Source organism: Komagataeibacter europaeus LMG 18890 (assembly GCF_000285295.1).
Taxonomy (GTDB): domain Bacteria; phylum Pseudomonadota; class Alphaproteobacteria; order Acetobacterales; family Acetobacteraceae; genus Komagataeibacter; species Komagataeibacter europaeus.
Window position 1 is genome coordinate 4,752 of record NZ_CADP01000014.1, and the last position, 23,319, is coordinate 28,070.

A 23,319-nucleotide genomic window follows, 5' to 3' on the forward strand; every position below is an offset into this window, starting at 1 on the left:
CCGCCTGCCGCACCACCGTTTCAAGGTGCGAGGCCGACCGGATGGCGAATGACGGGCTGATCGCCTCCCCCACCGGCGGCAGCTGTGCCGGGTCGCCCACGAACAGCACGAAACGGTCGGGCACCAGTTCACGCACCCAGCGCATGAGTTCCGATCCCACCATGGAACATTCGTCGATGATGATGACATCCGCCGTAATCGGTTCGGGCCGGTCGGCGCGCTGCAGCACCTCGCGCCCGCCATCCTGCGTGCCGGGCTGCAGCGACAGGACGTTATGGATGGTGCGGCAGGGCGCAAGGCTGCCCACGCGCGCCTTCAGCACGGCGGTGGCCTTGTGGGTCGCGGCGGTAAAGACCACCTCCGCCCCCTGTTTGCGCAGCGCACGGGCCACGCGCTGCATGAGCGTGGTCTTGCCCGTGCCGGCATAGCCGGTCAGCAGGTGCGTGGCACAGGTCGTGCGCGCGGTCAGGATTTCCGCCAGCGCGCGTTCCTGGCACGTTGTCAGTTCCAGACGCGACATGGGACGGACCTGCGAAAAGGGTAAGCGGCATGCGGGGCCATCGGGCCGGGGGTGATCCTTGATCCGTTGATGCGATGGGGACGAGTATTAGGCCGCCCCACCCCATCGGGCCAGTGGAAATGCGCGTCGTGGCTGGTTCCCCTACGTAAGCGCATTGCTGCTGTCACATGGGGAACCCCCGACCATTTCAGCGCAGGCCGGGCCCGGCATCCTGTGCCGCTGCATCAGTCAAGACATCAGGCCATCCCTGCCCCGCCATGCGGAAAATGGTGATCTGGTGGCACTGGCGCACATGAACCGACAGGCGACAATAGACTGATAAAAATAAAGGTTTCAGGCGCTGCGGCGGCCCGCGACCCAGACTTCCCGCACCGTCAGGTCCGGTCCCATCACCACCATGTCCGCCCGGCGTCCGTGCATGATGGCGCCACGGTCATGCAGTCCCAGCCAGTTGGCGGCATGCGTGCTGACCAGCGCCGCCGCCTGCGGCAGGGACGCGCCGGCCTGAATGGCGTTGCGCAGCGCCTGGTCCAGTGTCAGCACGCTGCCCGCCAGCGTCCCGTCATGCAGGCGGGCCACGCCATCTTGCACCATTACATCCTGTCCCCCCAGCGAACTGGGGCCATCGCCCATGCCGGTGGCGCGCATGGCGTCGGTAACAAAAACCAGCCGCTGCCCCATGACCCGGTGCGCAAGGCGGAACAGGGCGGGATGGACGTGATGGGTGTCGAAAATCATCTCGGCATAGGCGTCGCCGCTGCACATCAGCGCCGTGGCCGGGCCCGGCGCGCGCGCCATGATCGGCGGCATGGCGTTGAACATGTGCGTGCCACCGGCCACGCCACCGCCGCCACATATACGGCATATGGCGCGTTCGGCCTGTTCATGATCCGCCTGCGTATGGCCGATATTGACCCGTATGCCCGCCTGTATGAACTGCTGGATGGCGGTATCGGCATGTTCCATTTCCGGCGCCAGCGTCACCAGCCTGACCGCCCCGGTCTTTATGACCGCGCTGACCCGTGCGGGCGTGGGCAACTGGGTATGCGCGGGCTGCGCGCCGCGCCGGTGGGGGTTGATGAAGGGCCCCTCCAGATGCGCGCCGGGAATGCTGGGGCCGCCCTGCGTCCCGTTGCGCATGACATCGACCACCGCACGCAGCGTATCGGTTATGTCCGACCACGGGGCGGTCATGGTGGTCGGCAGCAGCGTGGTGGTGCCCTGCGCCATATGGAACATCGCCATGTGCCGGATCGCCATTATGCCATCCATGGTGTCCGCCCCGTCGCCGCCATGGACGTGGGCGTCAATGAAACCGGGCAGGATGTAACGGTCGGGCACGTTGTGCGACAGGGGCCGCACATCTGTAATTGAGGTATCGAACACGACACGACCCGGCATGACCCGGTCTGGCAGGACGATATGGCCATCAATATTCACGGTGCTGCTTTCCCTGTTCGCTCTGGTTGAGGCTGTCTGTGCGTGTTACCGCGTTGGCGCGGCGGATGCCATAACCTGCCCGATATGTCGCGGGCATTCCGTAAAATGATACGTATTGACAACAAAACGGAAATTCAGGACCGTCTGCGCATCATTGCGGGAAAAGATAACGGTATGCGCGGACGATGTGACAGGCACGGATTACGGTTTTCCCTGCGCCTTCTATGCACTGGCTTGACCTTTGCCCTGTCGCCGGTGGCGGCACGGGCCGCGACGGATCATGATACATCCATCGCAGGACAGGTTGATCTGGCGCACTGGTACTGGGGGCCATACAACACATGGTCGTGGCGGCACATGCGCGAGGTATTTCCCAGCGCCGGCATTACCCATGCCCCGATGCCACAACCCCTGCCCGACGCCCCTGCCCGCCCGGCCACGCAATGGCGGGTTACGGATCACGCAGGCGGCCGGGCGAAACCCCTGGCGCAGGTCCTGTCGCGCAACCATGTCGATGCGTTCATGGTGATGCAGCATGGCAGGCCGGTGGTGGAATGGTACGCCCGCGCCGACCAGGAACGTGTACCGCACCTGATCATGTCCATGTCGAAATCCATGGTTGGCACGCTGGCTGAAATCCTGATTGCCGCGGGCACGATTGATCCCGAACGACAGTTGACGTCATGGCTGCCGGAAATGCGCGGGACGAATTACGATGGCGCCACCCTGCGTCAGGCGCTGGACATGCAGATATCGGACCGGATCTTTGAATCCGAAGCCAATGGCGCGCTGGATTATGAAGACAGCGACCGCGCGGGTGGCTGGCTGCCGCCCCACCCCGACAGCCCGCGTGACCTGCATGCATGGCTGGCCACCCTGCACCACCCGCATGGGCCGCCGGGGGAACATTTCCTGTATCTGGATCAGGGGGCGAATGTGGTGGCGTGGGTGCTGGAACGTGCGACGGGCAGGCCGCTGTCCACCCTGCTGACGGAAAAGATATGGATGCCGATGGGCGCGCGTGATGATGCGTATTACGTGCTGGACCGATCGCACGAAGCCTATGCCTCTGCCGGGATGAACGCCACCCTGCGCGACATGGCCCTGTTTGCACAGATGATGTTGCATGACGGGCGGGTCGATGGCCGTCAGGTCGTGCCCGACGCGGCGATTGACGCCCTGTATCACCGCGCGGACCGTACTGTCTGGGCGCGTGACCGGCAGGGGCCGGAAATCACGCAGGGCTTTCCCGGCTTTGAACATGGCGGGTATCGCAGCTTCTGGTATGCCAGTGGCGAAAGCTGCCACCGCATGGCGGCAATCGGCCTGGGCGCGCAGTTCATGCTGATCGACCCGCGCAATGACATGACGGCGGTTGTGCTGTCCGCCACCCCGAAATCCGATGATGACGCCGCCGCCCTTACGGTGGATTACCATGTCATTGACCAGATCATGGCACAGGTGGGTGGTCATCCCTGCACGCCGTCCTGACCCATGCCGGGCGCCTGGACGGAGGACGGCTACATGCCTCCCCGCCCGGATGGCCGGACTCTGATGGCGGGTGGCGGGCCGCACCGCTTCGTGGTCCATCCGGGCAATGGGACGGGCGCCCTGCCCGCGGCCGCGCGTAGCACCACGGCCCATCACGCCGTGTGCCGGCGAGCAGAAAGGGGATTTTCCCGCAAACACATGCGTAAACCGGCATGGCGCGCGGGACGTGACCGGGTGTCTTGCCCCAACCGGAAAGACGAAGGCCGATGGATCGTGGCGTGGAAACCATGGCGGTTTCCCGCACGGTGTGTCATCCGGGCCATGCCGTCATGACCGGCCCCATGGTGGCTACACGGTCATGCCGGCGGGCTGGTATGCGGAAAACCATGCCGCCAGTTCTTCCGCCGGCAACGGCTTGGAGAACATGTAGCCCTGCAGCACGTCGCAATCCATGTCCGCCAGCAGGCGACGCTGTTCCTCATGCTCGACCCCTTCGGCAACCACGGTCATGCCCAGGCTCTGGCCAATGCGGACCACGGCCATGACCACGGCGAGGACCTTTTCAATGCTTTCCAGCCCGGTCATGAAGCTGCGGTCGATCTTCACCTCGTTCACGGGCAGGCCAGCGAGGTTGGACAGGCTGGAAAAGCCGGTGCCGAAATCATCCATCGACATGCCGACCCCCATTTCCCGCAGCTTCTGCGCCACGCGGATGGTGCGTTCGTAATTGTCGATCATGGTGCTTTCGGTAATCTCGATCGTCAGGCGTTCGGGCGGAATGCCGGTTTCTTTCAGCAGCCTGTCCACGAATTCCGGCAGCGTTTCGTCACGGAAATGCAGCGGTGACAGGTTGACCGACACCACCGGCACGTCCACCCCGTCGCGCATCCACTGCGCCATCTGCATGCAGGCGGCGCGCAGGGACCACTTGCCAATGGCCTCGATCTGCCCGGTTTCCTCCGCCACGGTAATGAACCGCGCGGGGGAGACGAAGCCCAGTGACGGATCGATCCAGCGGGACAGCGCCTCCACCCCATATAGCTGGCCACTGCGGGCATGGACCTGCGGCTGGTAGAACAGGCGCAGCCGGTCGTGGGCGATGGCGTCGCGCAACGCGGCGGCCAGGATCAGCCGGTCACTGGCCTGCTGGTTCATGCGCGGGCTGAAGAAGCAGCAGTGCCCGCCGCCATTCGCCTTGGCCTGGAACATGGCGGTCTCGGCATTTTTCAGCAGGGTGTCCCCGTCCTCGCCATTTTCGGGGTGGACGGCCACGCCCAGGCTTGCGGACAGGCTGACCGGAACGGCGCCGATATGGGTGGGCTTGCCCAGCACGCGCAGGATCGTGGCGCTCAGCGCGGAGGCATGCTGCTGTTCGCCATTGGTGACGATGGTGAACTGGTCCCCCCCGCTGCGCACCAGCGTGTCGTCAATGGTCAGCACGTCACGCAACTGGCTGGCGATGTGGGCGATCAGTTCATCGCCCGCCGTGTGGCCAAATACATCATTGATATGCTTGAAGTTATCCACCCCCACGGTCAGCAGCATCAGGTTGCCGCGCACGTGGCGGCGCAGGATGCGGGCCATGTTCTGGCGCAGCCAGCGGCGGTTGGGCAGGCTGGTCAGCAGGTCGAAATCCGACAGGCGGTTGATGTGTTCCTTCGCCTCGTGCCGTTCAATGGCCAGCGTGCACAGGTGCAGGCTGGTGGCCACCGCCTTCTGGCATGCCGTGTCGGGCAGCGCGTCGGTGCGTGAATAACACGTGAACACCCCCGCCACCCGGTTGTTGCGCAGGATGATGGGCGTCGCGCGCGCGGCCTTGATGCCGTTATGCAGCGTCTGTTCACGCAGGTGCTGCCAGCGCGGGTCGTGGGCGATGTCGTCGCATTCGGTCACGTTGCCGGTGGCGGCCGCAATGCCCGAACACGCGGCCCCGTCCCCGATCGGCAGCGTGTCATACAGCTTGACCAGCGACAGGGGCAGGCTGGCGCGGCCCTTGCATTTCAGATGTTCGTCCTTTTCCACCAGGTAGATGGCGGGCATGACGTCGGGAATGTAGTGTTCGATGCGGCGGCAGATGAAGTCCATGACTTCATGCAGGCTCAGGTCGCTGGATATCGCCTCCAGCGTGTCGCGCTGCAGGCTGTCAAGGAAATGCTGTTCGGTAATGTCGGTCAGGACGACGACAATGTTCTCGATCTCGCCACTTTCGCTGAACACGGGGTTCATCGCCGCCGATACCCATATGTCGCGGCCGCTGGCGTGGCGGGCGCGGATTTCCAGCGTGAAGCCACGGGCGTTGCGCGCGCCTTCGTGCAGCTTGTTCAGGATGCCGATATCCGTCGTATCCCCCGCCAGGATGACCGACAGTCCGTGCCCCGTCACCCGTTCGGGGCCGAAGCCGAACATGTCGCTAAAGGCGCGGTTGACGTAGATGATGCGGAATTCCGGGTCCAGGATGGCCACGCCACGGTCGGTTTCGCGCACCACCAGCGACAGCAGGCGGATCTTTTCACGGTCGTCCACTTCCTGCGAAATATCGCGGATCAGCGCCATGTAGCCGATCTTGCCATCCACCGCGATGCGCGACAGCGACAGGCTGGCCCAGAAACTGGTGCCATCCAGCCGTTCCACCAGGACCTCGCGGCTGGTGCCAACGATCTTGTTGATGCCGGTTTCGCGGTTGTGGCGGATCAGGTCGTCATGCGTGGAACGGATGTTGCGCGGCACCAGCACGTTGACGTTACGCCCGATCACGTCCTGGCGCGCGCAGTGCCACAACCCTTCCGCCGCACGGTTGAAGAAGGTTATGGTGTTGTTTTCATCAATCAGGACAACACCAAGGATGGTCTGTTCCAGTGCAGGAAGGACGGTTACCTGCATGTCATCTATCATGTCGCGGGGCATCGGGCTGCTGGTCTCCTGCTGACTGGAAACGAACGGGGATGAAGCTGCAGTGTGGCGTCGGGCCGAAGCCGTCCGGGCCACTGCAATAAGCGACAGCCAGCATGATGTTTCATGCACATGCAGGGGTTAAGAAAAAGTATATGGAAGTATATATAAAATATTGTATTACACATTCATGTATTCACCCCTGAATGCCGCGCCGGTCACGGGCGCGCCGGGGGCGGTGGCGCGGCCTTACATAAAAGTGAGGTATGTAAAAGTAAGCTGTTGCGCCGTGCCCCATGGGGGTATGCTGCGTCGCCTTCCATCACGCGTCCCCGCCGGGGCCGTGCGGGTCGGCGCAACCCCGGCCGGCCAGGTGCAGCCCGCACCCGCCCCGGCCATGGCAGGAGCGGGCATGGTACTGACACGGACCTATCATGCGATGATGACAGCCACCGGGAAGCCGCATGCCGCCGCCCGGTTCCGGGCATGGGGGCGCGTGGCATGAAATGGGCCACCGACCATATCCAGCCCCATGGCTGGCTGCTGGCGTGTGACGCGCGGCTGGAACGCATCGTGCGCTGGTCCGCCAACGCGCCGCGCTGCCTTGGGCGCGACGGGCTGGCGGCGGGGCTGCTGCTGCGCGACGTGGTGGGGCGGCAGGCGACCCACAACATCCGCAACGCCCTTGCCACCCATGGGGAAGCCCACCGCCGGCCCGCCCTTGTCTTCGGGCAGGACGCGCGGGACGGCAGGCGCTATGACATCGCCATCCATACCGCCGGGCCGGACATCCTGCTGGAATGGGAACCCGCCGCCGACCCGGACGGGGACGGGGCGCACCTGTCGCTGCTGCGCACCATGATCGACCGGATCCGTGAAATCACGGATTTCGACCGCCTGTTCCGCACCGTCGTCCGGCTGTTCGCGGGCGTGCTGCATTTCGACCGCGTGATGCTCTACCGCTTTGCCGAAGACGGGTCGGGCGAGGTCGCGGCCGAATACCACGTCCCCAACCTGGAAAGCTTCCTGGGCCAGCATTTTCCCGCCAGCGACATCCCCGATCCCGCCCGCAGGCTGTACAGCACCAACCTGATCCGCGTGATCGGTGACGTGGGGGCGGTTCCCATCCCCCTCATCTCGCCCGCCGGCATGGCGCCGCCCGACCTGTCGCATGCCCACCTGCGCGCGGCCACCGCCAGCCACGCGGACTACCTGCGCACGATGGGGGTCGCGGGGTGCGTGTCCGTCTCGCTCATGGTTGACGGGCGGCTGTGGGGCATGATCGCGGGGCATCACTGCAGCCCGCACGTGATGAACATGAGCCAGCGGATCGTGGCGCGCATGTTTGGTGAATTCCTGTCGCTGCAGATCACCAACCTGCTGCGCACCAAGCGGCTGGCCATGACGCGGCAGACCCACACCCTGATCGAGACGCTGCTGAAGGGCGCGGCCCCGGTGGCGGACATGCCGTCCTACCTCATGGCGCACCTGACGGACCTGCTGTCCTTCGTGCAGTGCGACGGGGCGGCGCTGTGGGTGGGCGGGCAATGGACCCTGCATGGCGCGCATCCCCCGCCCGCAGCCATGGACAGGCTGCTGGGACTGGCCCGCCTGTGCGCGGGCACGCAGATCTGGCATACCACCTGCCTGTCGGCGCAGGTGCCCGACGCGGCGGCCTATGCCGCGCAGGCGGCAGGCGTGATGGTCGTGCCGATTTCCTCGCAGCCGGGCGACTACCTGCTGGTGTTCCGGCGCGAGGTGGTGCGTACCCTGAAATGGGGCGCCGACCCCACCGACCGCCCCAGCCAGCAGGCCGAGGACGGGTATTTCGGCCCCCGCACCAGCTTTGCCATCTGGACCCAGCAGGTCACGGGGGAATGCCTGCCGTGGTCGGGTGATGACATGGAGGCGGCGACCCTTGTCCGCTCCGCCCTGATCGAGGTGATGGGCGCGTACCACCAGCTGCAGCTGACTGAACGCGCCACCGCCGACCTGCGCCAGCGCATGCTGAACGAGGAACTGAACCACCGCGTGAAGAACATCCTGTCGGTGGTGCAGTCACTGGTCAGCCAGCCGCTGGAACCCGACGGTACGGTCGAAGGCCATGCCGAACGGCTGCGCGGGCGCATCCGCGCGCTGGCGCTGGCGCATGACCAGGCCGTGCGCAGCGAGGGCGGCGGCCTGCTGCGCGCGCTGCTGGACGCGGAACTTGCCACCTACCGCGAGCGTTGCTTCATCACATGCGACGGGCCACCCGTCTGGCTGACCGGCCGCGCGCTGTCGGTTCTGGCGCTGGTGGTGCATGAACTGGCCACCAACGCCGTCAAATATGGCGCGCTGGCCCATGCACATGGGCGGCTGGACATTTCGTGGTCGCATGACGCGGCGGCGGATGAATGGCGCATTGCATGGCGCGAAAGCGGGGGGCCGGGCATCGCGCCGCCCGTGCGCCGGGGGTTCGGTTCCGTCCTGATCGAACGCGGCTTCCCGCATGAACTGGGGGGCCGCGCGCACATCAACTACCGCCCCGGCGGGCTGGAGGTGGTCATGGACCTGCCCGCCCGCCACGTGAACCCCGCCCCGCCACCTGTGGCGCAGGATGTGACGGCCGCCGCATCCCCCACGCCGGGAAAGGAGAAGAAAGTGACCGACGCCGATATCCTGCTGGTCGAGGACCAGTTCCTGATTGCGATGGAAGCCGAATGGGCGATCGAGGAAAGCAATCTGGGGCAGGTCCGCACCGTGGCGTCGGTATATGAGGCGCTGACCGCCATCCGCACCCGCGTGCCGGATGTCGCGATACTGGATGTCAACCTTGGCGATGAAAACTCGATCGAGGTCGCGCACATGCTGCGCGCGCGTGGCGTGCCGTTCATTTTCGCCACCGGCTATGCCGACCGCACCATGATCCCCCCCGACCTGCGGGATGTCCCGGTGGAGCGCAAGCCGTATTCCGCCACGGCCCTGGCCGAACGCATCCGCCAGCTTGTTTCGTGATCACGCCCCCCGCGCCAAGGAGCCGCCAGATGTCCCGTATTCCCGCAGCCTTCATGGGCGGCGCCGCCCTTGTCGCGGCCCTGGTGGTCCCGGCCGCCGCCGCGCTGGCCGCCCCGCGCACGGACCTGTTGCAGGTGCCGCCGGGGTTCCATGTCAGCGTCGTGTCCGACCACGTGCCCAGCGCGCGTGAAATGGTCCGTGGCGCGCGGGGCACCATATTCGTCGGCAGCATGGCGGCGGGGAATGTCTATGCCCTGAGCGGGGTGGATGGCGGCGGGACGGTGCGGGTGCAGACCATCGCCCACGGGCTGGACCTGCCGGTGGGCGTGGCCTACCACGATGGCGACCTGTATGTGTCCGACATGCGGCGCATTGTCGTGCTGCGTGATATCGAGGACCACCTGGATGACCCGCCAAAGCCGGAGGTCGTGGCCGACAACCTGCCCTACCGCCCCGGCGACCATTCATGGAAGTTCATTGCCTTCGGGCCGGACAACCGCCTGTATGTCCCCATTGGCGCACCGTGCAACATATGTGACGTGGGGCACGAATTCGGGCGCATCATTTCCATGAACGCCAGTGGCGCGGACCGCCGTGACGTGGCGTATGGCATCCGCAACTCGGTCGGCTTCACGTGGCAGCCGGGTACGGGGGTCATGTGGTTTACCGATAACGGGCGCGACAACATGGGCGATGACGTGCCGTCCGATGAACTGAACCGGGTGGACGTGCCGGGGCAGTCCTTCGGCTACCCCTACTGCCATCAGGGCAACGTGCCCGACCCGCAGTTCGGCAGCCAGCATCCGTGCAGCGAATTCACCCCGCCCGCCCTGCTGCTGGGCGCCCATGTCGCGGCCCTGGGCCTGCGGTTTTATGAAGGCATGGAATTTCCCGCCGCCTACCACGGCAGCCTGATGATTGCCGAACACGGGTCATGGAACCGCAGCCAGCTATCGGGATACCAGGTGGTCAGCGTCAGCTTTGACGCGGAAAACCACCCCCAGCCCCCCACCGTGCTGGTCAGCGGCTTCCGGCAGGGGCAGCGGGCATGGGGCCGTCCGGCCGATGTCCTGCCCCTGCCCGATGGCAGCATGCTGATCAGCGATGACATGTCGGGCGCCATCTACCGCCTGACCTATGGGGAAGCCGCCCCCGCGCACTGACCGTAACGGGGCGCGCCCCCCGTTTTTCCTTAACTGTTACGGAGGCCCCCGCCATGTTCCCGCGCGCCGCCGCATTTTCCGCAACCCTTGTCATCCTGCTGGGCCTTGCGCCCGCCATGGCCGCCGTGCCGCCGGCATCGCCCCATCCCGCCGTGCTGCCAGACACCACGCAGCCCGCCCCGCCACAGCGGTCGTACCGGCATTTATGGACCGATGACAAGGGCGTCAGCCACATCACCACCTGCCCGCTGCATGATTTTTTCCTGAAAAGCATGTCCCCGCCGGCAGGCCCGCAATGGCAGGACCCGATGGCGCCGCAGGTCGCGACCGTTATGGTAACGGTGCAGCCCGCGCACTGGGATGGCACATGGCACCCCGACCCAAAGCCCCAGTGGATCGTGCCGTTGCAGGGCCGGTGGTATGTCCGGGCCATGGACGGCACGCGGGTGGAGATGGGGCCGGGTGACATCCTGTTTGGCGAGGACCAGGGCGTGCGCCCCATGGAAAACGGCCCGTACCGGGGCAAAAAGGGGCATGACGCGGGCAATGTCGGCAACGGGCCGGTGACGCTGATGGTCATTCAGTCCGCCAATGAACCGATCATCAACCAGCCCTGCCGGTATCACTGAACGGCCTGAAAAAAATGGCAGAAGTTTTTGGTGAAGCTGTTTTCAAAAAGCTTCGGGAGACGCCGCCCCGCTTTATCCACAGATTCCGGGGATAGGGAGAAAGATAACCCTGTGGAAAAAATCGGGAGATCCGTATTCCTCCTGTATTTTCAACATGTTTCCCCATGGTCGTGGAGTTTGCCCGCACACCTGCCCCTTTCACCGCCCGCACGTACTGCAGGGGTGATTTTTGGGCTGTGCAGGCGGGTGCTTTACGGAAATAATAATTCGTTTTCGTAATATGGGGATCCTGTTGCAGCATGGATGAATTCGTTATCCGCGGTCATGTCGTCAATCCGGTCGCCATCGACCGGGCCACCATGACGGACAGCGTGGTGCATGTAGGCGCGGATGGCAGGATCGTAGCCCGGCATGACGCCGGCACCCCCATGGCGGCCCGGGTACTGGACCACGCCGCCCGCCATGGCATGGCCGTGCATGCGCTTTCGCCCGCGCAACTGCTCATGCCGGGATTTGCCGACCTGCATGTCCACGCCCCGCAATGGCCACAGATGGGCCGGGCGCTGGACCTGCCGTTGCGGGAATGGCTGGAACAGCGGACCTTCCCGCTGGAAGCCCGTTTTGCCGATCCCGCCTTTGCCGCCCCGGTCTATGATGAAATGGTCCGCACTCTGCTGGCCAACGGCACCACTACTGCCGTGTTTTTTGCCACCATTCATGAAGAAAGCAGCCTGCTGCTGGCGCGCACCTGCCTGCGCCACGGCCTGCGCGCCCATGTCGGGCTGGTGGCGATGGATGACCCGGAGCTGTGTCCCCCCGCCTATCGCAATGCCAGCGTGGAACAGGCGCTGGCCGCCACCCGCCGCTTCATCCATGCCGTGCGTGCCCTGCCGGGTAACGAAGGGGGCCTTGTGCGCCCCATGGTCACGCCACGCTTCATCCCGGCCTGCACGGACGGCCTGCTGCGGGGACTGGGCGCACTTGCAGCGGCGGAGGACTGCCTGATCCAGACCCACTGTTCCGAAAGTGACTGGGAACATGATTATGTCCACCAGCGGACCGGCGTGAACGATACCGTGGCGCTGGACCGTTTCGGCCTGCTGCGACGCGGCACGGTGCTGGCCCATTCATGCTTCATGACAGCCGATGACATGGCGCTGGTCCACGCACGCGGCGCGGCCATTGCGCACTGCCCCATTTCCAACGCCTATTTCGCCGGTGCGGTGCTGCCGTTGCGCAGGGCGTGGCAGGCAGGCGTGCATGTGGGGCTGGGCACGGATATTTCGGGCGGGTATTCCCCTTCCGTCGCGGTCAATGCCGCCATGGCGGTGACGGCCGCCCGCATGCTGGACAGCGGCACCGATCCCGACCGGCCCGCAGCAACGCGTGGCGCGGCCGGTTCACGCCTGACCTTTACCAATGCCCTGTGGCTGGCCACCCGTGGCGGGACTGCGGCACTGGGCATTGACGCCGGTCAGTTCGCGGCCGGTCAGGCATTTGACGCCATCCTGATCGACCGCGCCGCCCGCGGCAGCAACATCCTGCCCCCCACCCATGGCGAACCGGACAACGTGGCGGAGGACGTGGTGCAGCAGATCCTGTGCAACATCGGCAGGCCCAACATCCACACCGTGTGGGTGGCCGGGCGGAAGGTGCATGGGTCATGAAAGCGTAAAATCGGCCATATGCCGACAGGGTGACACAATGACACGGCGACACGGTAACAGGGGCACGCTGCCTGTCGGCATATGGTTTTCCAGCCGGCCTGGATGGCCCGGAACGCCTGACCGGCACGGGGGAGATCAGGGCAGGCCGCTTACCCCGTCCACCGCCCAGTTCCAGTCATACAGTTCAAGGTCGTTCATCGTCGCCCCCGCGGCCACGCGCAACTGGCCATGCTGGTCATGGATGGGACCGTTGAACGGCGACCAGCCCCCCATGATCCGCGCGCGCACGGCGTCGGCCTGGTCGCGTACCGCCTGTGGCACGCGCTGGCCCCATGGGTCGCGGTCCACGCCCTGCCCCATCATCAGCAGTTGCGGGATCGGCCGCCACGTACCCGCCAGACGCGCGCGCACCTGCGCAATGTAGAACTGCGTGAAATCCAGCACGACCGACGCCACGTACGCATCCGGCCCGAACCGGCGTATGTCCTTGTTCCACATCGCCGCCCACAATCCGCGTTCCTGCGCCACGTGCAGGTAGCCCGCTTCATCCATGATGCCGAACAGGAAGTCACATCCCTTGTCCGCAAGCGCGTTGGCGGCCTGAATGGCAGCCTGCGGGTCGAACCATGCATTGATGCTGATGACCTGCATGGTGGCGTCGGGGTTGACGCTGCGCGCGCCCATCAGCGTTGCATTGGCCCCGGCATAGGCCGAAGGCAGCGGAAAGGACGCGATGAAGCCCAGCTTTCCATCCCGGCTCAGCAGGCCCGCCGCCACCCCGATCACGTAGCTGACATACCAGTGCGCGATGTAATACCAGCTGACATTGCCCCGCAGGGGGCGTCCGTCACACTGCATGAAGGCGGTTTCGGGCGCACGCGCGGCCACATCGGTCAGGAAGTCCCCGTAATCCGCGCCGGTCATGACCAGTTGCGCGCCCTCGGCCACGAATTCACGCAGCAGGCGCGTGGCGTCGGCTGAATACGGCACGCTCTCCACATAGACCGTGCGCAGCTTCGGAAAGGTCCGGCGCACGGCCTGCAATGCCACATGGTGCATTTCGGTCCAGCCGCCATCGCTGGTGGGGCCGACATAGCCCAGCGCCAGCAGGGCGTCCTGCTCCGCCACGGGGGGCATGGGCGGCACGTTGGCATAGGGCGCGGCAAGACCCGCCAGAAGCCGTTCGGTGGCCGTGGGGGCAGCCGCCCACCCGCTGCGGGGCAGGAACCCGGTGGAAAACGCGGCCCCCGCAGTGGCCAGAAGCTGCCGGCGCGGCAGGGTCATGCATGTTGTCCTATGGCAATGGGCGGACGATGCGCGACCGTCCCGTCCGGGGCATCCGGCTGACCGCATGCCCGGGATGCATGGTAACCATGCGTGCGCCAGGCACAAGGGGGGACTGCGCGGACGACCGCCACCATGCGAAAGAAAACGACCGCGCCCGCCCTGCCCCCGTCGCGTCAGCCAGCCATCGGGTGATCTAGTCCAGTCGCTGTATCCGCCGTGCCTGGCGCGCATGTTCACGCAGGATATCGCCCAGGGCCGCCATGGTGGGTTCGCAGTTTTCCACCAGCACCTTCCCCGCCACGATGGTGGTTCCCGCCACGGTGGGGCCGCAGCGCAGCCATGCCTCCAGCGGGTCGGTCAGGGCGCCCGCCAGCGACACGTCGCTGGCATGCCAGATCACAAGATCGGCGCACGCGCCGGGGCGCAGGTGCCCGATCTCGTCTTCCCAGCCCAGGCAGGCAGCCCCGCCACGGGTTGCCATGTCCAGTGCCTCACGCGCGCCCATGGCCCGCGGGCCGTGGCTTATGCGGCCCAGCAGCATGGCGTTGCGCGTTTCCATCCACATGGAGGCATGGTCCGTTGTGGCCGAGCCGTTGCAGCCCAGGCCCACGCGGATGCCCCGTTCGCGCATGTCCAGCGCATCGGCGCTGCCACCGCCGATCATCATGTTGGAACTGGGGCACTGCACCACGCTGACCCCGGCGCCTGCGATGCGGTCGATTTCCGATGATGAGGGGTAGATGTAATGCGCGATCCACGTGCGCGGACACGACCAGCCCATGCGCTCGAACTGTTCGGTGGGGGTGCAGCCGTACAGGCTCAGGCAGTAATCGTCCTCCTCCATGTCTTCGGCCAGATGGGTATGCAGGCGCAGGTCGAGGCGTTCGGCCATGGCGAGGGATTTACGCATGATCCCTTCGGACGCAGAAAACAGCGAAACCGGACCCAGCGCCACCCGCCCCATGGCGCCCGGGCCGGGGTCATGGTACGCGCTGGCCAGCCGTTCGCAGTCGGCCATGATCGTGTCCTCGTCCTGCACCACGGCGGCGGGGGGCAGGCCGCCATCTTCCTGCGCGCGCGTCATGCTGCCACGGGTTGCATAGAAGCGGAAACCGATTTCGCGCGCCGCACGGAACTGTTCATCGATCAGCCGGGGCCGGGGGTGGACGTACATATGGTCCATGGAGGTGGTGCACCCCCCCAGCAGCAGTTCCACCATGGCGACATAGCTTGAGGTGAATACGCTATCCGCGTCCAGCCCGGTCCATAGCGGGTACAGGGTCTGCAGCCACGGGAACAGGCGCATCCGCGTGGCGGGGGCGTAGGAACGCGTCAGGTTCTGGTACATATGGTGGTGCGCATTGACCAGTCCGGGCGTGACCAGCCGGCCATGCGCGCTTATGACGCGCGCGGCCGGCGGGGGGGGCTGTCCGGGGCCACCGACGGAATGGACGCGATCTTTTTCAATGGCGATCCAGCCGCCGGGAATTTCCCATTCGCGGTCAATATACAGGTGGGCATCACAAATCAGAATATCGATCATTACTTAACCATACTGTTCCAGCCCCGATGCATGCGGGATGGGGGAAATCCGACATGCCGGGAAGCTGGACACGTAAATACTGAACCAATCACTATTTAATTAAGTTGTTTAACTGTTTTTCGGGAACATGCCACCATCACGCGCGGCTGTCCATATGTATAGATACGGGTATGCGGGGAAATATCAGCAGAAACAACCTCGGATTGTGAAAAAACAATGCATCCGGATGCGGTGGAGTTGCCGTGGCGGCTGTATTGATTACAAACAATTAACTAAAAGTATCATTTATGTACACCAAAAGGAGTAAGGACTTTCCCTCCGCCGGGTGACAAGTGGTCGGAAACGTAGATTTATCCTGATAGGTTGATAAACTTAACTTCCGGTTAAAACATGATTACATCACAAGAATACCCGCAGTTATCACGCCGTTTGTAGGTATTATTTCCTAATCCCGTAGGTAAGAATGCCCGCGGGAGCGAATACTGGAACGCATCCTGTCAGGTCAAACCGGTATGGGGTATTGGTCATTTGTGATTTTCTGTAATCATTATATTAAAAAATGTAAATCGCGCCGTCATCGGGTACTTAATGTTTCATAGTGTTGCGAAGTTGCGCAATGCCTTGATCCTGACACATTCCTGATCGCCGGAAACAGGATTGTCCCGCAGGCGGCCCCTTTCCGCCGGATGGCCGGGGACGGGGCGCCATGCTTCAAGAAATCTATAATAAATATCTATGAGATATGTCAGGCGCGTAACCACAGGTTGTAATTTCTCATGCATCCGCCCTGCCCTCCCCATTATGTGATCGGGGGAGGCATTGTGTCGTGTGCATGGGTTGCATTCCCCCTGCCCCGTGGCGGATACCATCATGCAGGGCGGGAACCCTCCCGCCATCAATGGAAACAAGGGGCATGCTGGTTCACGAAGGGGCAACGCGCAGTATCGGCACCGACCTGCGCCTGGGCTGCACGCTGGCGGCGGTGGCGGGCGCGGTCAACGTGGCGGGGTTTCTGGCCGTCGGGTATTACACCGCCAACATGACCGGCAACCTGTCGGCGCTGGCCGTGGGCGTGGGCGACGGGGGCATGGTGTCCGTGCTGTCATGCGCGGGCGTGCTGGCGGCGTTCGTCACGGGCGGGTGTATTGCGGCCGTGCTGGTGGGCATGGGCCGCAGGCACGACCTGCCCGCGGTCCATGCCGCGAGCATCGCGCTGGAGGGTGCGCTGCTGATCGCCCTTGGCATCCTGTCGCGGGTGCTGCCCGCATGGATGGAGGCAGGCGGCCTGGGCTATGGGCTGGGTTTCCTGATGGGGTTGCAGAACGCCACCGTCACCCATATTTCCGGCGCGCGCGTACGCACCACCCACATGACCGGCATGCTGACCGACCTTGGCATGGAACTGGGGCAATGGCTGCTCGACCCCGGCGCGGCGCGGGTGCGCGAACGGCTGCGGCTGCATGGGGCGATCATCGCCTGTTTCGTGCTGGGCGGGATCATGGGGGCGGCGGGATACCGTGGCTGCGGCGTACGGGTGCTGGTGTTCATGGGGTTGGGGCTGGTGGCCCTTGCGCTGCCGGGGCTGTGGCGGGCGATGCGGCGCTGACCCGCCGGCGCGGGTGCTTGCAATGGCACCCGGTGCTATTTTATCCTTGGCGCGGGAAATGCGGGCAGGCCCGCGACAAGCCGGGAGCATCACGTGACAAAACAGACAAAGGCCACCGAATTCCTGACCGCCAGCGGCGTGCCCTTTTCGGTGCATGATTATGAATACGCGCCCGGCGGCGGGCTGATCGGGATGCAGGCGGCGCAGTCCATCGGGGCGGACCCGGGCTGCGTGCTCAAGACGCTGGTGGTGGAAGTGGACCGCAAGACGCCGGCGTGCCTGGTGGTGCCTGCCGATCACAAGGTGAATTTCAAGAAGGTCGCGGCCCTGTTCGGCGGCCGCAACGCACGGATGATGAGCCCGGAAAAATCGGCGGAACTGACCGGGTTCCGCTCCGGCGGGACCAGCCCGTTCGGTCAGGAACACCAGTTGCCCGTCATCCTGTCGGCGGATGCCATGGCGTGCCCGCATGTCTATGTCAACGCGGGCGACCGGGGGCTGGTGGTACGCATTGCCCCCGCTGATGCGCAGAAGGTGGTGGCGGCACGGGTGGCCGATATTTCAGCAGCCCCCGCCCCGGCGGAACCAATCAAAAATTAACCTTTGGCGTCCATAACCCGTCCCTGAACAGAACAGGGACAGGATGCACGATGGCTGTTTCCTCAAACAATGCGGAAATGGCTGATGACTGGGCCACGTTCGATCCCGCATGGTACCGCGCCCGTTACGCGGCGATGCTGGACCTCATGGACATTCCCGTGGAACAGACGCGGGAATTCCATGACACGCATGGCGCGGCGCTGGGGCATGCGCCCAATCCCTTTTTTGATGAGGAATGGTACCGCGCCACCTATCCCGACGTGGCGGCACAGATCACGGCGGGGACATGGCGCAGCGGGTTCGACCACTACCTGAACGCGGGCGCGCGCACCCATAACCCGCACTGGCTGTTTGATGAACGCGCCTATCTGGCGGCCTGTCCCGACATAACGCCCGCGACGCTGGATGCGGGCGGTTACCGCAACGCCTATGACCATTACCTGCGGGTGGGTGATGGGGAAATGCGCGGCGGGTCATGCTTTTTCGACCCCGAAACCTGCATTGCCCTGCTGGCGGAATGCGACCAGGACGGCACGCGTCGACCCTTTGCCGCCTATCTGCGTCGCGGCATGGACGCCCTGCCGTGCCGCAGCGTGTCGCTGTATTTCGATGCGGAATGGTATGTGCAGGCCTATCCCGAAGCCCATGCCGAAATCACGCAGGGCCTGTGGCGCAGCGCCCTACACCATTACCTGTGCAATCCCACGCCGCAGGCGTTCGACCCGGGACCGTTCTTTTCCGAATCCTTCTACGCCATGGTCAACCCCGACGTGCAGGCCGCGATCGAGGCCGGGGCGCTGCGCAACGGCTATGCCCACTTCCTCAGCGACGGGGTGCATGAACAGCGCAAGCCGTGTTCCACGCTGGACCTTGCGCACTACATGCGCGACCCCGGCGTGCAGGCCGATATCGCCGGACGCCGCGCGCGTGACGGGCTGGGCCATTACCTGGCGGCCCGCCCCGACCTGAAACCGCCACCCCCGCCACAGGTCACGGAAGATCAGGCCCGCGCCCTGTTCCGCCACATGTGCGCCGCCCGCCTGCCGCTGCTGCTGGATGGGCGGATTGATTTCACCACCGACGCCCCCCCTGCCCTGAGTGTCATCATCGTGGCGCATGACCAGTTTGAACTGACCATGTCCACGCTCGCCTCGCTGCGGGCGAATTACCATGGGCCGATGCAGGTGGTGGTGGTGGATTCCGGGTCGCGTGACGGTGTTGCCGGTATCGAGGACCATGTGCGCGGGATCGAGGTGCTGCGCTTCGCGGGCAATATCGGCTTCGTGCGCGGGTGCAACGCCGCCCTGCGCCGGGTGCGGGCGCCGGCAACGCTGTACCTCAACAACGACGTGGACCTGCAGTACGGCGCGATTGCAAACGCCCTGTCGCGGCTTATGGCGGACGAGACGACGGGCGCGGTTGGCGGCCGCATCATCCGCACGCATGGCATGCTGCAGGAAGCGGGCAGCATGATCTGGCGCGACGGGTCGGTGCAGGGCTACATGCGCGACGCCCACCCCTGCGTGCCGGAAGCGGGCTTCGTGCGCGCGGTGGATTTCTGTTCGGGCGTGTTCCTGATGGTCCGGACCGAGGTGGCGCAGGTGCTGGACGGTTTTGATGAAAGCTACGCCCCCGCCTATTTCGAGGAAACCGACCTGTGCGTGCGCATCCGCGCGCTGGGGTACCGGATCCTGTATGACCCGGCCGTCTGCCTGGTCCATTACGAATGCGGCACGTCGGACGGGACCAGCGCGTCGCGCCTGATCGCGCGCAACAGCGACCTGTTCATCCGCCGCCACGCATCCGGCCTACGGCGCAGGCTGCTGCGGCATGCCCCGAACGAGGCCCGCGCACGCCATGCGGATGACGGACGGCATATCCTGTTCATCGAGGACAGGCTGCCGCTGCGTCACCTGGGTTCGGGCTTCACCCGGTCGCATGACATCGTGACCACGCTGGCCGGCCTCGGCTACCACGTCACGATCTATCCCATATTCCGCCCGATCGAGGACGCCGCGACGCGGGCCGCCGCCTTCCCCGAGAATGTGGAAGTCATTCACGACCGTGAACTGCCCGACCTGCCCGCCTTCCTGCGCGCGCGCAGCGGGTGTTTCGATGCGATATGGATCGCCCGCACCCACAACGCCGCCCGCGTGGCCAGTATCCTGAACGACGCGGCGTCATACATTCCGGCCGGGCGCATCGTGGTCGATACCGAGGCACTGGCCGCCTGCCGGGACATGGAATACGACCGCCTGCACGCGATCACGCCCTCGCGCCCGCTGGACGCGCGACTGGCGGATGAACTGCGTCCGCTGTTCGTGGCGCAGCGCGTGGTGGCGGTCAACACGGCGGAGGCCGACCTGCTGCGCGGCGCCGGATTTGATAACGTGTCGGTGCTGGGCCATGTGCAGGCGCCGCGTGCCACCGGGCCGGGATGGGCGGCGCGGCGGGATATCCTGTTCCTTGGCGCGGTGCATGACATGGCCTCCCCCAACCTTGATTCACTGGCATGGTTCAGCGGGCAGGTCCTGCCGCTGCTGGTGGCGCAATTGGGGCCTGACATCCGTTTCAGCGTGTGTGGCCATGCCAGCCCGCGCGTGGATCTTGGCCCGCTGCGCCACCATCCCAACGTGCGCATGCTGGGCCGCGTGGCCGATACCGCCCCGGTTTACGACCACCACCGCGTATTCGTGGCCCCCACGCGTTACGGCGCGGGCATTGCCTACAAGCTGCATGAAGCCGCCGCCAATGGCCTGCCGGTCGTGGGGTCGCACCTGTTATGCCGGCAGGCAGGGTGGCGCGACGGGCAGGACATGCTGTGCGCCAGCATCACCGATCCCGCGGATTTTGCGCGCCAGGTCGTGCGCCTCTATCATGACCAGGTATTATGGGACACGGTGCGCGACAATGCGCTGACACGCATCACGACCGAACACGCCCCGCAGGATTACCGCAACGCGGTAGCCACCATCATGGACGCCGTATTCACGCGAGGCTAGTGGCCGGGCCTGTTTCCGGCGCCCAACCGACAGGAACCGGAAACCATGGACCAGACGGACAATATATCCTTCGCCCCCGGCATTGACGCGGCCCTGCAGGCGCGCGTGCTGGCCGCGCCGCATTTCCGGCGGTGGCATGACGGAATGCGCACGCGCTTTACCCTGCGCCATGTGCTGGTGCGCGACGCCATTGCCTTTGACGCACGGCGCATGGGGTTCATACTGGTCGAGGCCGACGCCCTGCATGAAGGCAACCGCGTGCCCGGCCTGGCCCTGCTGCGCGGGGATTCCGTATCGGTGCTGCTGGTGCTGAAATGCCCTGGCTATCCCGACCGCACCGTGCTGACGTGCGAGGCACGGGTACCCGTGGCGCGCCCCGACCTGCTGGCGCTGCCCGCCGGCATGCTGGATGGTGGCGCGTTTGTCAGCACCGCCGTGCGTGAACTGTCGGAGGAAGTGGGCGCCGACCTGCAGGTGCGCGCGCAGGATCTGGTGAAGCTGACCGATGTCTGGCTGTCCCCCGGCGGCTGTGACGAGGCGATTGGCCTGTATTACGCCGAACTGAACATAAATGAGACACTGGCCCAGGCCCTGTGCGATCGCCAGACCGGCGTTGCGCGGGAACATGAATATATCCACCTGCGGGTCATCGACCTGTCGGCGGTGCCGCATATCGGCATGACGGACGCGAAAACGTTGCTTTCATGGCACATGTACCAGGCCCGTCGGTAAGCGCCGCTTTTTTTGTTGACACAACCCCGTGAGGGCAATCATAAGGGTCGGAAGCAGACTGCCTTGTGCAACTGCTTCTTGGACGTTTCCTCCCTAAACTCAGCGGTGCATATGCACCGCTTTTTTTTGGCCTGTGTTTATATAAATTTCCTATAACTGTATGTCGTGTAGTATAGTCGGGATCCCACATATACGAGAGACGGGAAAGAAAGCAGAATGAGCGGTATCTTCAATGACGTCATGGGCAAGCTGAGCGACCTGGCGGGCGCGTCGGGCCTGTCGCAGCAGGTGCATTCCTACCTGTCGCAACTGTTGACACCCGCAACCATCGGTTCACTGGTGACGCAGGCGGAACAGGCCGGACTGGGGGACAAGGTGCGTTCGTGGATCGGTGATGGCCACAACCTGCCCATTTCCACCGATGAACTGCGCAGCCTGCTCAGCAGCCAGCAGGTGCAGGCCATGGTGGACAAGACCGGTCTGCCAGCCGCCACCATCCTGCCGGTTCTGGCCCACCTGCTGCCCGAAGCCGTCAATACCCAGACGCCGCAGGGCGCGGTGCCCACCAAGACCGCCTGACGTGCGACAGGAGGGCCGGGTATCATGCCCGGCCTTTTTCATTCCGCCGCCTGCTGCCCCGGCATGCCGCCATACTGCACCAGGCGGGCCACCAGATCCCCCAGCACGGCCTGCAATGCCGTAAAGCCCGCATGCGGTAACAGCGTATCCTGATCCATGTACAGCGCCCGGCTGATTTCCAGCTGCAGCGCCTGCACGCCCCGGCGCGGCCGGCCATAATGGCGGGNNNNCGTAACCGCCGGCAAACGGGACGTTGCGCGCGACACTATACCCATGCGCCAGCAACGTGCGTTCCACCAGCGCCGTCAGTTGCGGCGAACACGCCGTGCCCCACGCATTCCCCAGAACAAAATCCGGCTGCGCGCCCCGCCCCTTCAGCACGGGCATGGAATGGGCATCCAGCAGGATGCAGCAGCCATGCCGCGCCACGCTATCGGCCACAAGGGTGGCCAGCGCGTCATGATAGGGCTGCCAGCAGGTGCGGATGCGTGCCTCGGCCTCGCTGAAGGGCAGCGGGCGGGGATAGATCGGCCCATCATGGGAGACAAGGCGCGCGATCGTGCCAAAGCCCGCCCTTACCTTGCGGCTGGTGGTATTGCACCAGTCCGGCAGCTTTTCACGGAACATGGTGGGATCGAGTTCCCATGCCTCGCGGTTGGCATCGCAATAGGCACGGGGAAAGGTCGCATGCAGCAGCGTCGCCCCCTGCCCCGGCGCGGATGCGAACAACTGGTCCACGTAGCAGTCCTCGCTACGCCGCAGGGCACGCGCATCCAGCCGCGACATGCGCAGGAATTCCGGCGGATAGTTCCGGCCCGAATGCGGTGACGCCACGATGACGGATGTCCCCACCCCGTCGGGGCAATGGATATGAAACGGCGGCGGAGCTGGTTCCGTCACGGCGTTTTTTCCGCAGGTAACGGCCACGGACAGCCCCGGATGGCTACGGGCGGGAAGGCAGTACAGCACATGCCTGCCATAGGGACAGGAGGCCGCTTTGCGGTCAATGCGATTTTTTTTAAAACAGGGGTTGCATCCCCCTGAAAGGGCAAGTAAAAGCCACCTCACCGGAGCGGTTAGGGCGCATAGCTCAGCGGTAGAGCACTACCTTGACATGGTAGGGGTCACAGGTTCAATCCCTGTTGCGCCCACCACCGCTCCGGTCAGAAACTCC

Annotated in this window: 18 protein-coding genes, 1 tRNA gene and 1 pseudogene; 13 read left to right on the top strand and 7 right to left on the bottom strand. The window is 64.9% G+C overall.

What is annotated here, in order from left to right:
* The coding region (locus GEU01_RS27735) for an AAA family ATPase (protein ID WP_232272439.1) at positions 1-520 on the bottom strand (520 nt) is incomplete at its 3' end.
* Between the two features lie 333 nt (positions 521-853).
* Positions 854-1,960, bottom strand: a complete 1,107-nt coding sequence (gene nagA, locus GEU01_RS06890) for an N-acetylglucosamine-6-phosphate deacetylase (protein ID WP_019085489.1) — start codon at positions 1,958-1,960, stop codon at positions 854-856.
* 234 nt (positions 1,961-2,194) lie between these two features.
* Between nagA and GEU01_RS06900 the strand changes: the two genes are divergently transcribed.
* On the top strand, positions 2,195-3,451 hold the full coding sequence (locus tag GEU01_RS06900; RefSeq protein WP_019085491.1) for a serine hydrolase domain-containing protein: 1,257 nt from the start codon (positions 2,195-2,197) through the stop codon (positions 3,449-3,451).
* Between the two features lie 33 nt (positions 3,452-3,484).
* Positions 3,485-3,784, top strand: a complete 300-nt coding sequence (locus GEU01_RS24205; protein WP_232272435.1) for a hypothetical protein — start codon at positions 3,485-3,487, stop codon at positions 3,782-3,784.
* Between the two features lie 15 nt (positions 3,785-3,799).
* Here GEU01_RS24205 and GEU01_RS06905 read toward each other — a convergent pair whose 3' ends face one another.
* The gene (locus tag GEU01_RS06905; RefSeq protein ID WP_019085492.1) at positions 3,800-6,355 is read right to left on the bottom strand and encodes an EAL domain-containing protein; all 2,556 of its coding nucleotides are present in this window, start codon (positions 6,353-6,355) and stop codon (positions 3,800-3,802) included.
* A 289-nt stretch (positions 6,356-6,644) separates the two neighbouring features.
* On the opposite strand from GEU01_RS06905, the gene GEU01_RS06910 reads away from it, so the two are divergent.
* From GEU01_RS06910 to GEU01_RS06925, 4 genes are read left to right on the top strand one after another with little or no spacing between them, the layout of a single operon-like run.
* Positions 6,645-6,845: a hypothetical protein gene (locus tag GEU01_RS06910; RefSeq protein ID WP_019085493.1), complete on the top strand. Its 201-nt coding sequence runs from the start codon at positions 6,645-6,647 to the stop codon at positions 6,843-6,845.
* Positions 6,842-9,337 carry an HWE histidine kinase domain-containing protein gene (locus GEU01_RS06915; RefSeq protein WP_232272436.1) on the top strand — a complete coding sequence of 832 codons (2,496 nt, stop codon included), beginning with the start codon at positions 6,842-6,844 and terminating at the stop codon, positions 9,335-9,337. Before GEU01_RS06910 ends, GEU01_RS06915 begins: the two co-directional genes overlap by 4 nt.
* A gap of 29 nt (positions 9,338-9,366) precedes the next feature.
* On the top strand, positions 9,367-10,500 hold the full coding sequence (locus GEU01_RS06920; RefSeq protein WP_019085495.1) for a PQQ-dependent sugar dehydrogenase: 1,134 nt from the start codon (positions 9,367-9,369) through the stop codon (positions 10,498-10,500).
* Between the two features lie 53 nt (positions 10,501-10,553).
* Positions 10,554-11,129 carry a cupin domain-containing protein gene (locus GEU01_RS06925; protein WP_019085496.1) on the top strand — a complete coding sequence of 192 codons (576 nt, stop codon included), beginning with the start codon at positions 10,554-10,556 and terminating at the stop codon, positions 11,127-11,129.
* Here GEU01_RS06925 and GEU01_RS25655 read toward each other — a convergent pair.
* The gene (locus GEU01_RS25655) at positions 11,104-11,430 is read right to left on the bottom strand and encodes a hypothetical protein (protein ID WP_157212823.1); all 327 of its coding nucleotides are present in this window, start codon (positions 11,428-11,430) and stop codon (positions 11,104-11,106) included. The genes GEU01_RS06925 and GEU01_RS25655 overlap by 26 nt on opposite strands.
* Between GEU01_RS25655 and GEU01_RS06930 the strand changes: the two genes are divergently transcribed.
* Positions 11,429-12,796 (top strand): amidohydrolase family protein, encoded by a 1,368-nt coding sequence (locus tag GEU01_RS06930; protein WP_019085497.1) that lies wholly within the window; start codon positions 11,429-11,431, stop codon positions 12,794-12,796. The two genes, GEU01_RS25655 and GEU01_RS06930, sit on opposite strands and share 2 nt — an antisense overlap.
* Before the next feature lie 135 nt (positions 12,797-12,931).
* On the opposite strand, the gene GEU01_RS06935 is transcribed toward GEU01_RS06930, so the two are convergent.
* Positions 12,932-14,080, bottom strand: a complete 1,149-nt coding sequence (locus GEU01_RS06935) for a BMP family ABC transporter substrate-binding protein (protein WP_019085498.1) — start codon at positions 14,078-14,080, stop codon at positions 12,932-12,934.
* Positions 14,081-14,276: 196 nt separating this feature from the next.
* Positions 14,277-15,626, bottom strand: coding sequence for an amidohydrolase family protein (locus GEU01_RS06945; protein WP_019085500.1), 1,350 nt, complete (start codon positions 15,624-15,626; stop codon positions 14,277-14,279).
* Between the two features lie 913 nt (positions 15,627-16,539).
* Between GEU01_RS06945 and GEU01_RS06950 the strand changes: the two genes are divergently transcribed.
* The 5 genes from GEU01_RS06950 to GEU01_RS06970 all read left to right on the top strand — a co-directional run bounded on the left by GEU01_RS06950 (position 16,540) and on the right by GEU01_RS06970 (position 22,145).
* On the top strand, positions 16,540-17,232 hold the full coding sequence (locus tag GEU01_RS06950; protein WP_026018559.1) for a YoaK family protein: 693 nt from the start codon (positions 16,540-16,542) through the stop codon (positions 17,230-17,232).
* A 93-nt stretch (positions 17,233-17,325) separates the two neighbouring features.
* Positions 17,326-17,832, top strand: coding sequence for an aminoacyl-tRNA deacylase (locus GEU01_RS06955; RefSeq protein WP_010509390.1), 507 nt, complete (start codon positions 17,326-17,328; stop codon positions 17,830-17,832).
* Positions 17,833-17,882: 50 nt separating this feature from the next.
* Entirely contained in the window at positions 17,883-20,834 is a 2,952-nt protein-coding gene (locus GEU01_RS06960) for a glycosyltransferase (RefSeq protein ID WP_019085502.1), read from the top strand.
* Between the two features lie 45 nt (positions 20,835-20,879).
* A complete protein-coding gene (locus GEU01_RS06965; RefSeq protein ID WP_019085503.1) occupies positions 20,880-21,566 on the top strand; it encodes an NUDIX domain-containing protein in 687 nt (228 codons plus the stop codon).
* 216 nt (positions 21,567-21,782) lie between these two features.
* Positions 21,783-22,145: a YidB family protein gene (locus GEU01_RS06970; RefSeq protein WP_019085504.1), complete on the top strand. Its 363-nt coding sequence runs from the start codon at positions 21,783-21,785 to the stop codon at positions 22,143-22,145.
* Positions 22,146-22,183: 38 nt separating this feature from the next.
* Here the strand turns inward: GEU01_RS06970 and GEU01_RS27510 are convergent.
* Positions 22,184-23,078, bottom strand: a pseudogene (locus tag GEU01_RS27510) (N-formylglutamate amidohydrolase).
* 146 nt (positions 23,079-23,224) lie between these two features.
* Here GEU01_RS27510 and GEU01_RS06985 point away from each other — a divergent pair.
* Positions 23,225-23,299, top strand: a tRNA-Val gene (locus GEU01_RS06985).
* Positions 23,300-23,319 lie beyond the last annotated feature (20 nt).

Bases quoted from the DNA above. Each gene is read 5' to 3' on its own strand.
- GEU01_RS24205 (WP_232272435.1), top strand. From the start codon at position 3,485: ATGCCTCCCCGCCCGGATGGCCGGACTCTGATGGCGGGTGGCGGGCCG.
- GEU01_RS06905 (WP_019085492.1), bottom strand. From the start codon at position 6,355: ATGCCCCGCGACATGATAGATGACATGCAGGTAACCGTCCTTCCTGCA.
- GEU01_RS06910 (WP_019085493.1), top strand. From the start codon at position 6,645: ATGCTGCGTCGCCTTCCATCACGCGTCCCCGCCGGGGCCGTGCGGGTC.
- GEU01_RS06915 (WP_232272436.1), top strand. From the start codon at position 6,842: ATGAAATGGGCCACCGACCATATCCAGCCCCATGGCTGGCTGCTGGCG.
- GEU01_RS06920 (WP_019085495.1), top strand. From the start codon at position 9,367: ATGTCCCGTATTCCCGCAGCCTTCATGGGCGGCGCCGCCCTTGTCGCG.
- GEU01_RS06925 (WP_019085496.1), top strand. From the start codon at position 10,554: ATGTTCCCGCGCGCCGCCGCATTTTCCGCAACCCTTGTCATCCTGCTG.
- GEU01_RS06930 (WP_019085497.1), top strand. From the start codon at position 11,429: ATGGATGAATTCGTTATCCGCGGTCATGTCGTCAATCCGGTCGCCATC.
- GEU01_RS25655 (WP_157212823.1), bottom strand. From the start codon at position 11,430: ATGCTGCAACAGGATCCCCATATTACGAAAACGAATTATTATTTCCGT.
- GEU01_RS06935 (WP_019085498.1), bottom strand. From the start codon at position 14,080: ATGACCCTGCCGCGCCGGCAGCTTCTGGCCACTGCGGGGGCCGCGTTT.
- GEU01_RS06945 (WP_019085500.1), bottom strand. From the start codon at position 15,626: ATGATCGATATTCTGATTTGTGATGCCCACCTGTATATTGACCGCGAA.
- GEU01_RS06950 (WP_026018559.1), top strand. From the start codon at position 16,540: ATGCTGGTTCACGAAGGGGCAACGCGCAGTATCGGCACCGACCTGCGC.
- GEU01_RS06960 (WP_019085502.1), top strand. From the start codon at position 17,883: ATGGCTGTTTCCTCAAACAATGCGGAAATGGCTGATGACTGGGCCACG.
- GEU01_RS06965 (WP_019085503.1), top strand. From the start codon at position 20,880: ATGGACCAGACGGACAATATATCCTTCGCCCCCGGCATTGACGCGGCC.
- GEU01_RS06970 (WP_019085504.1), top strand. From the start codon at position 21,783: ATGAGCGGTATCTTCAATGACGTCATGGGCAAGCTGAGCGACCTGGCG.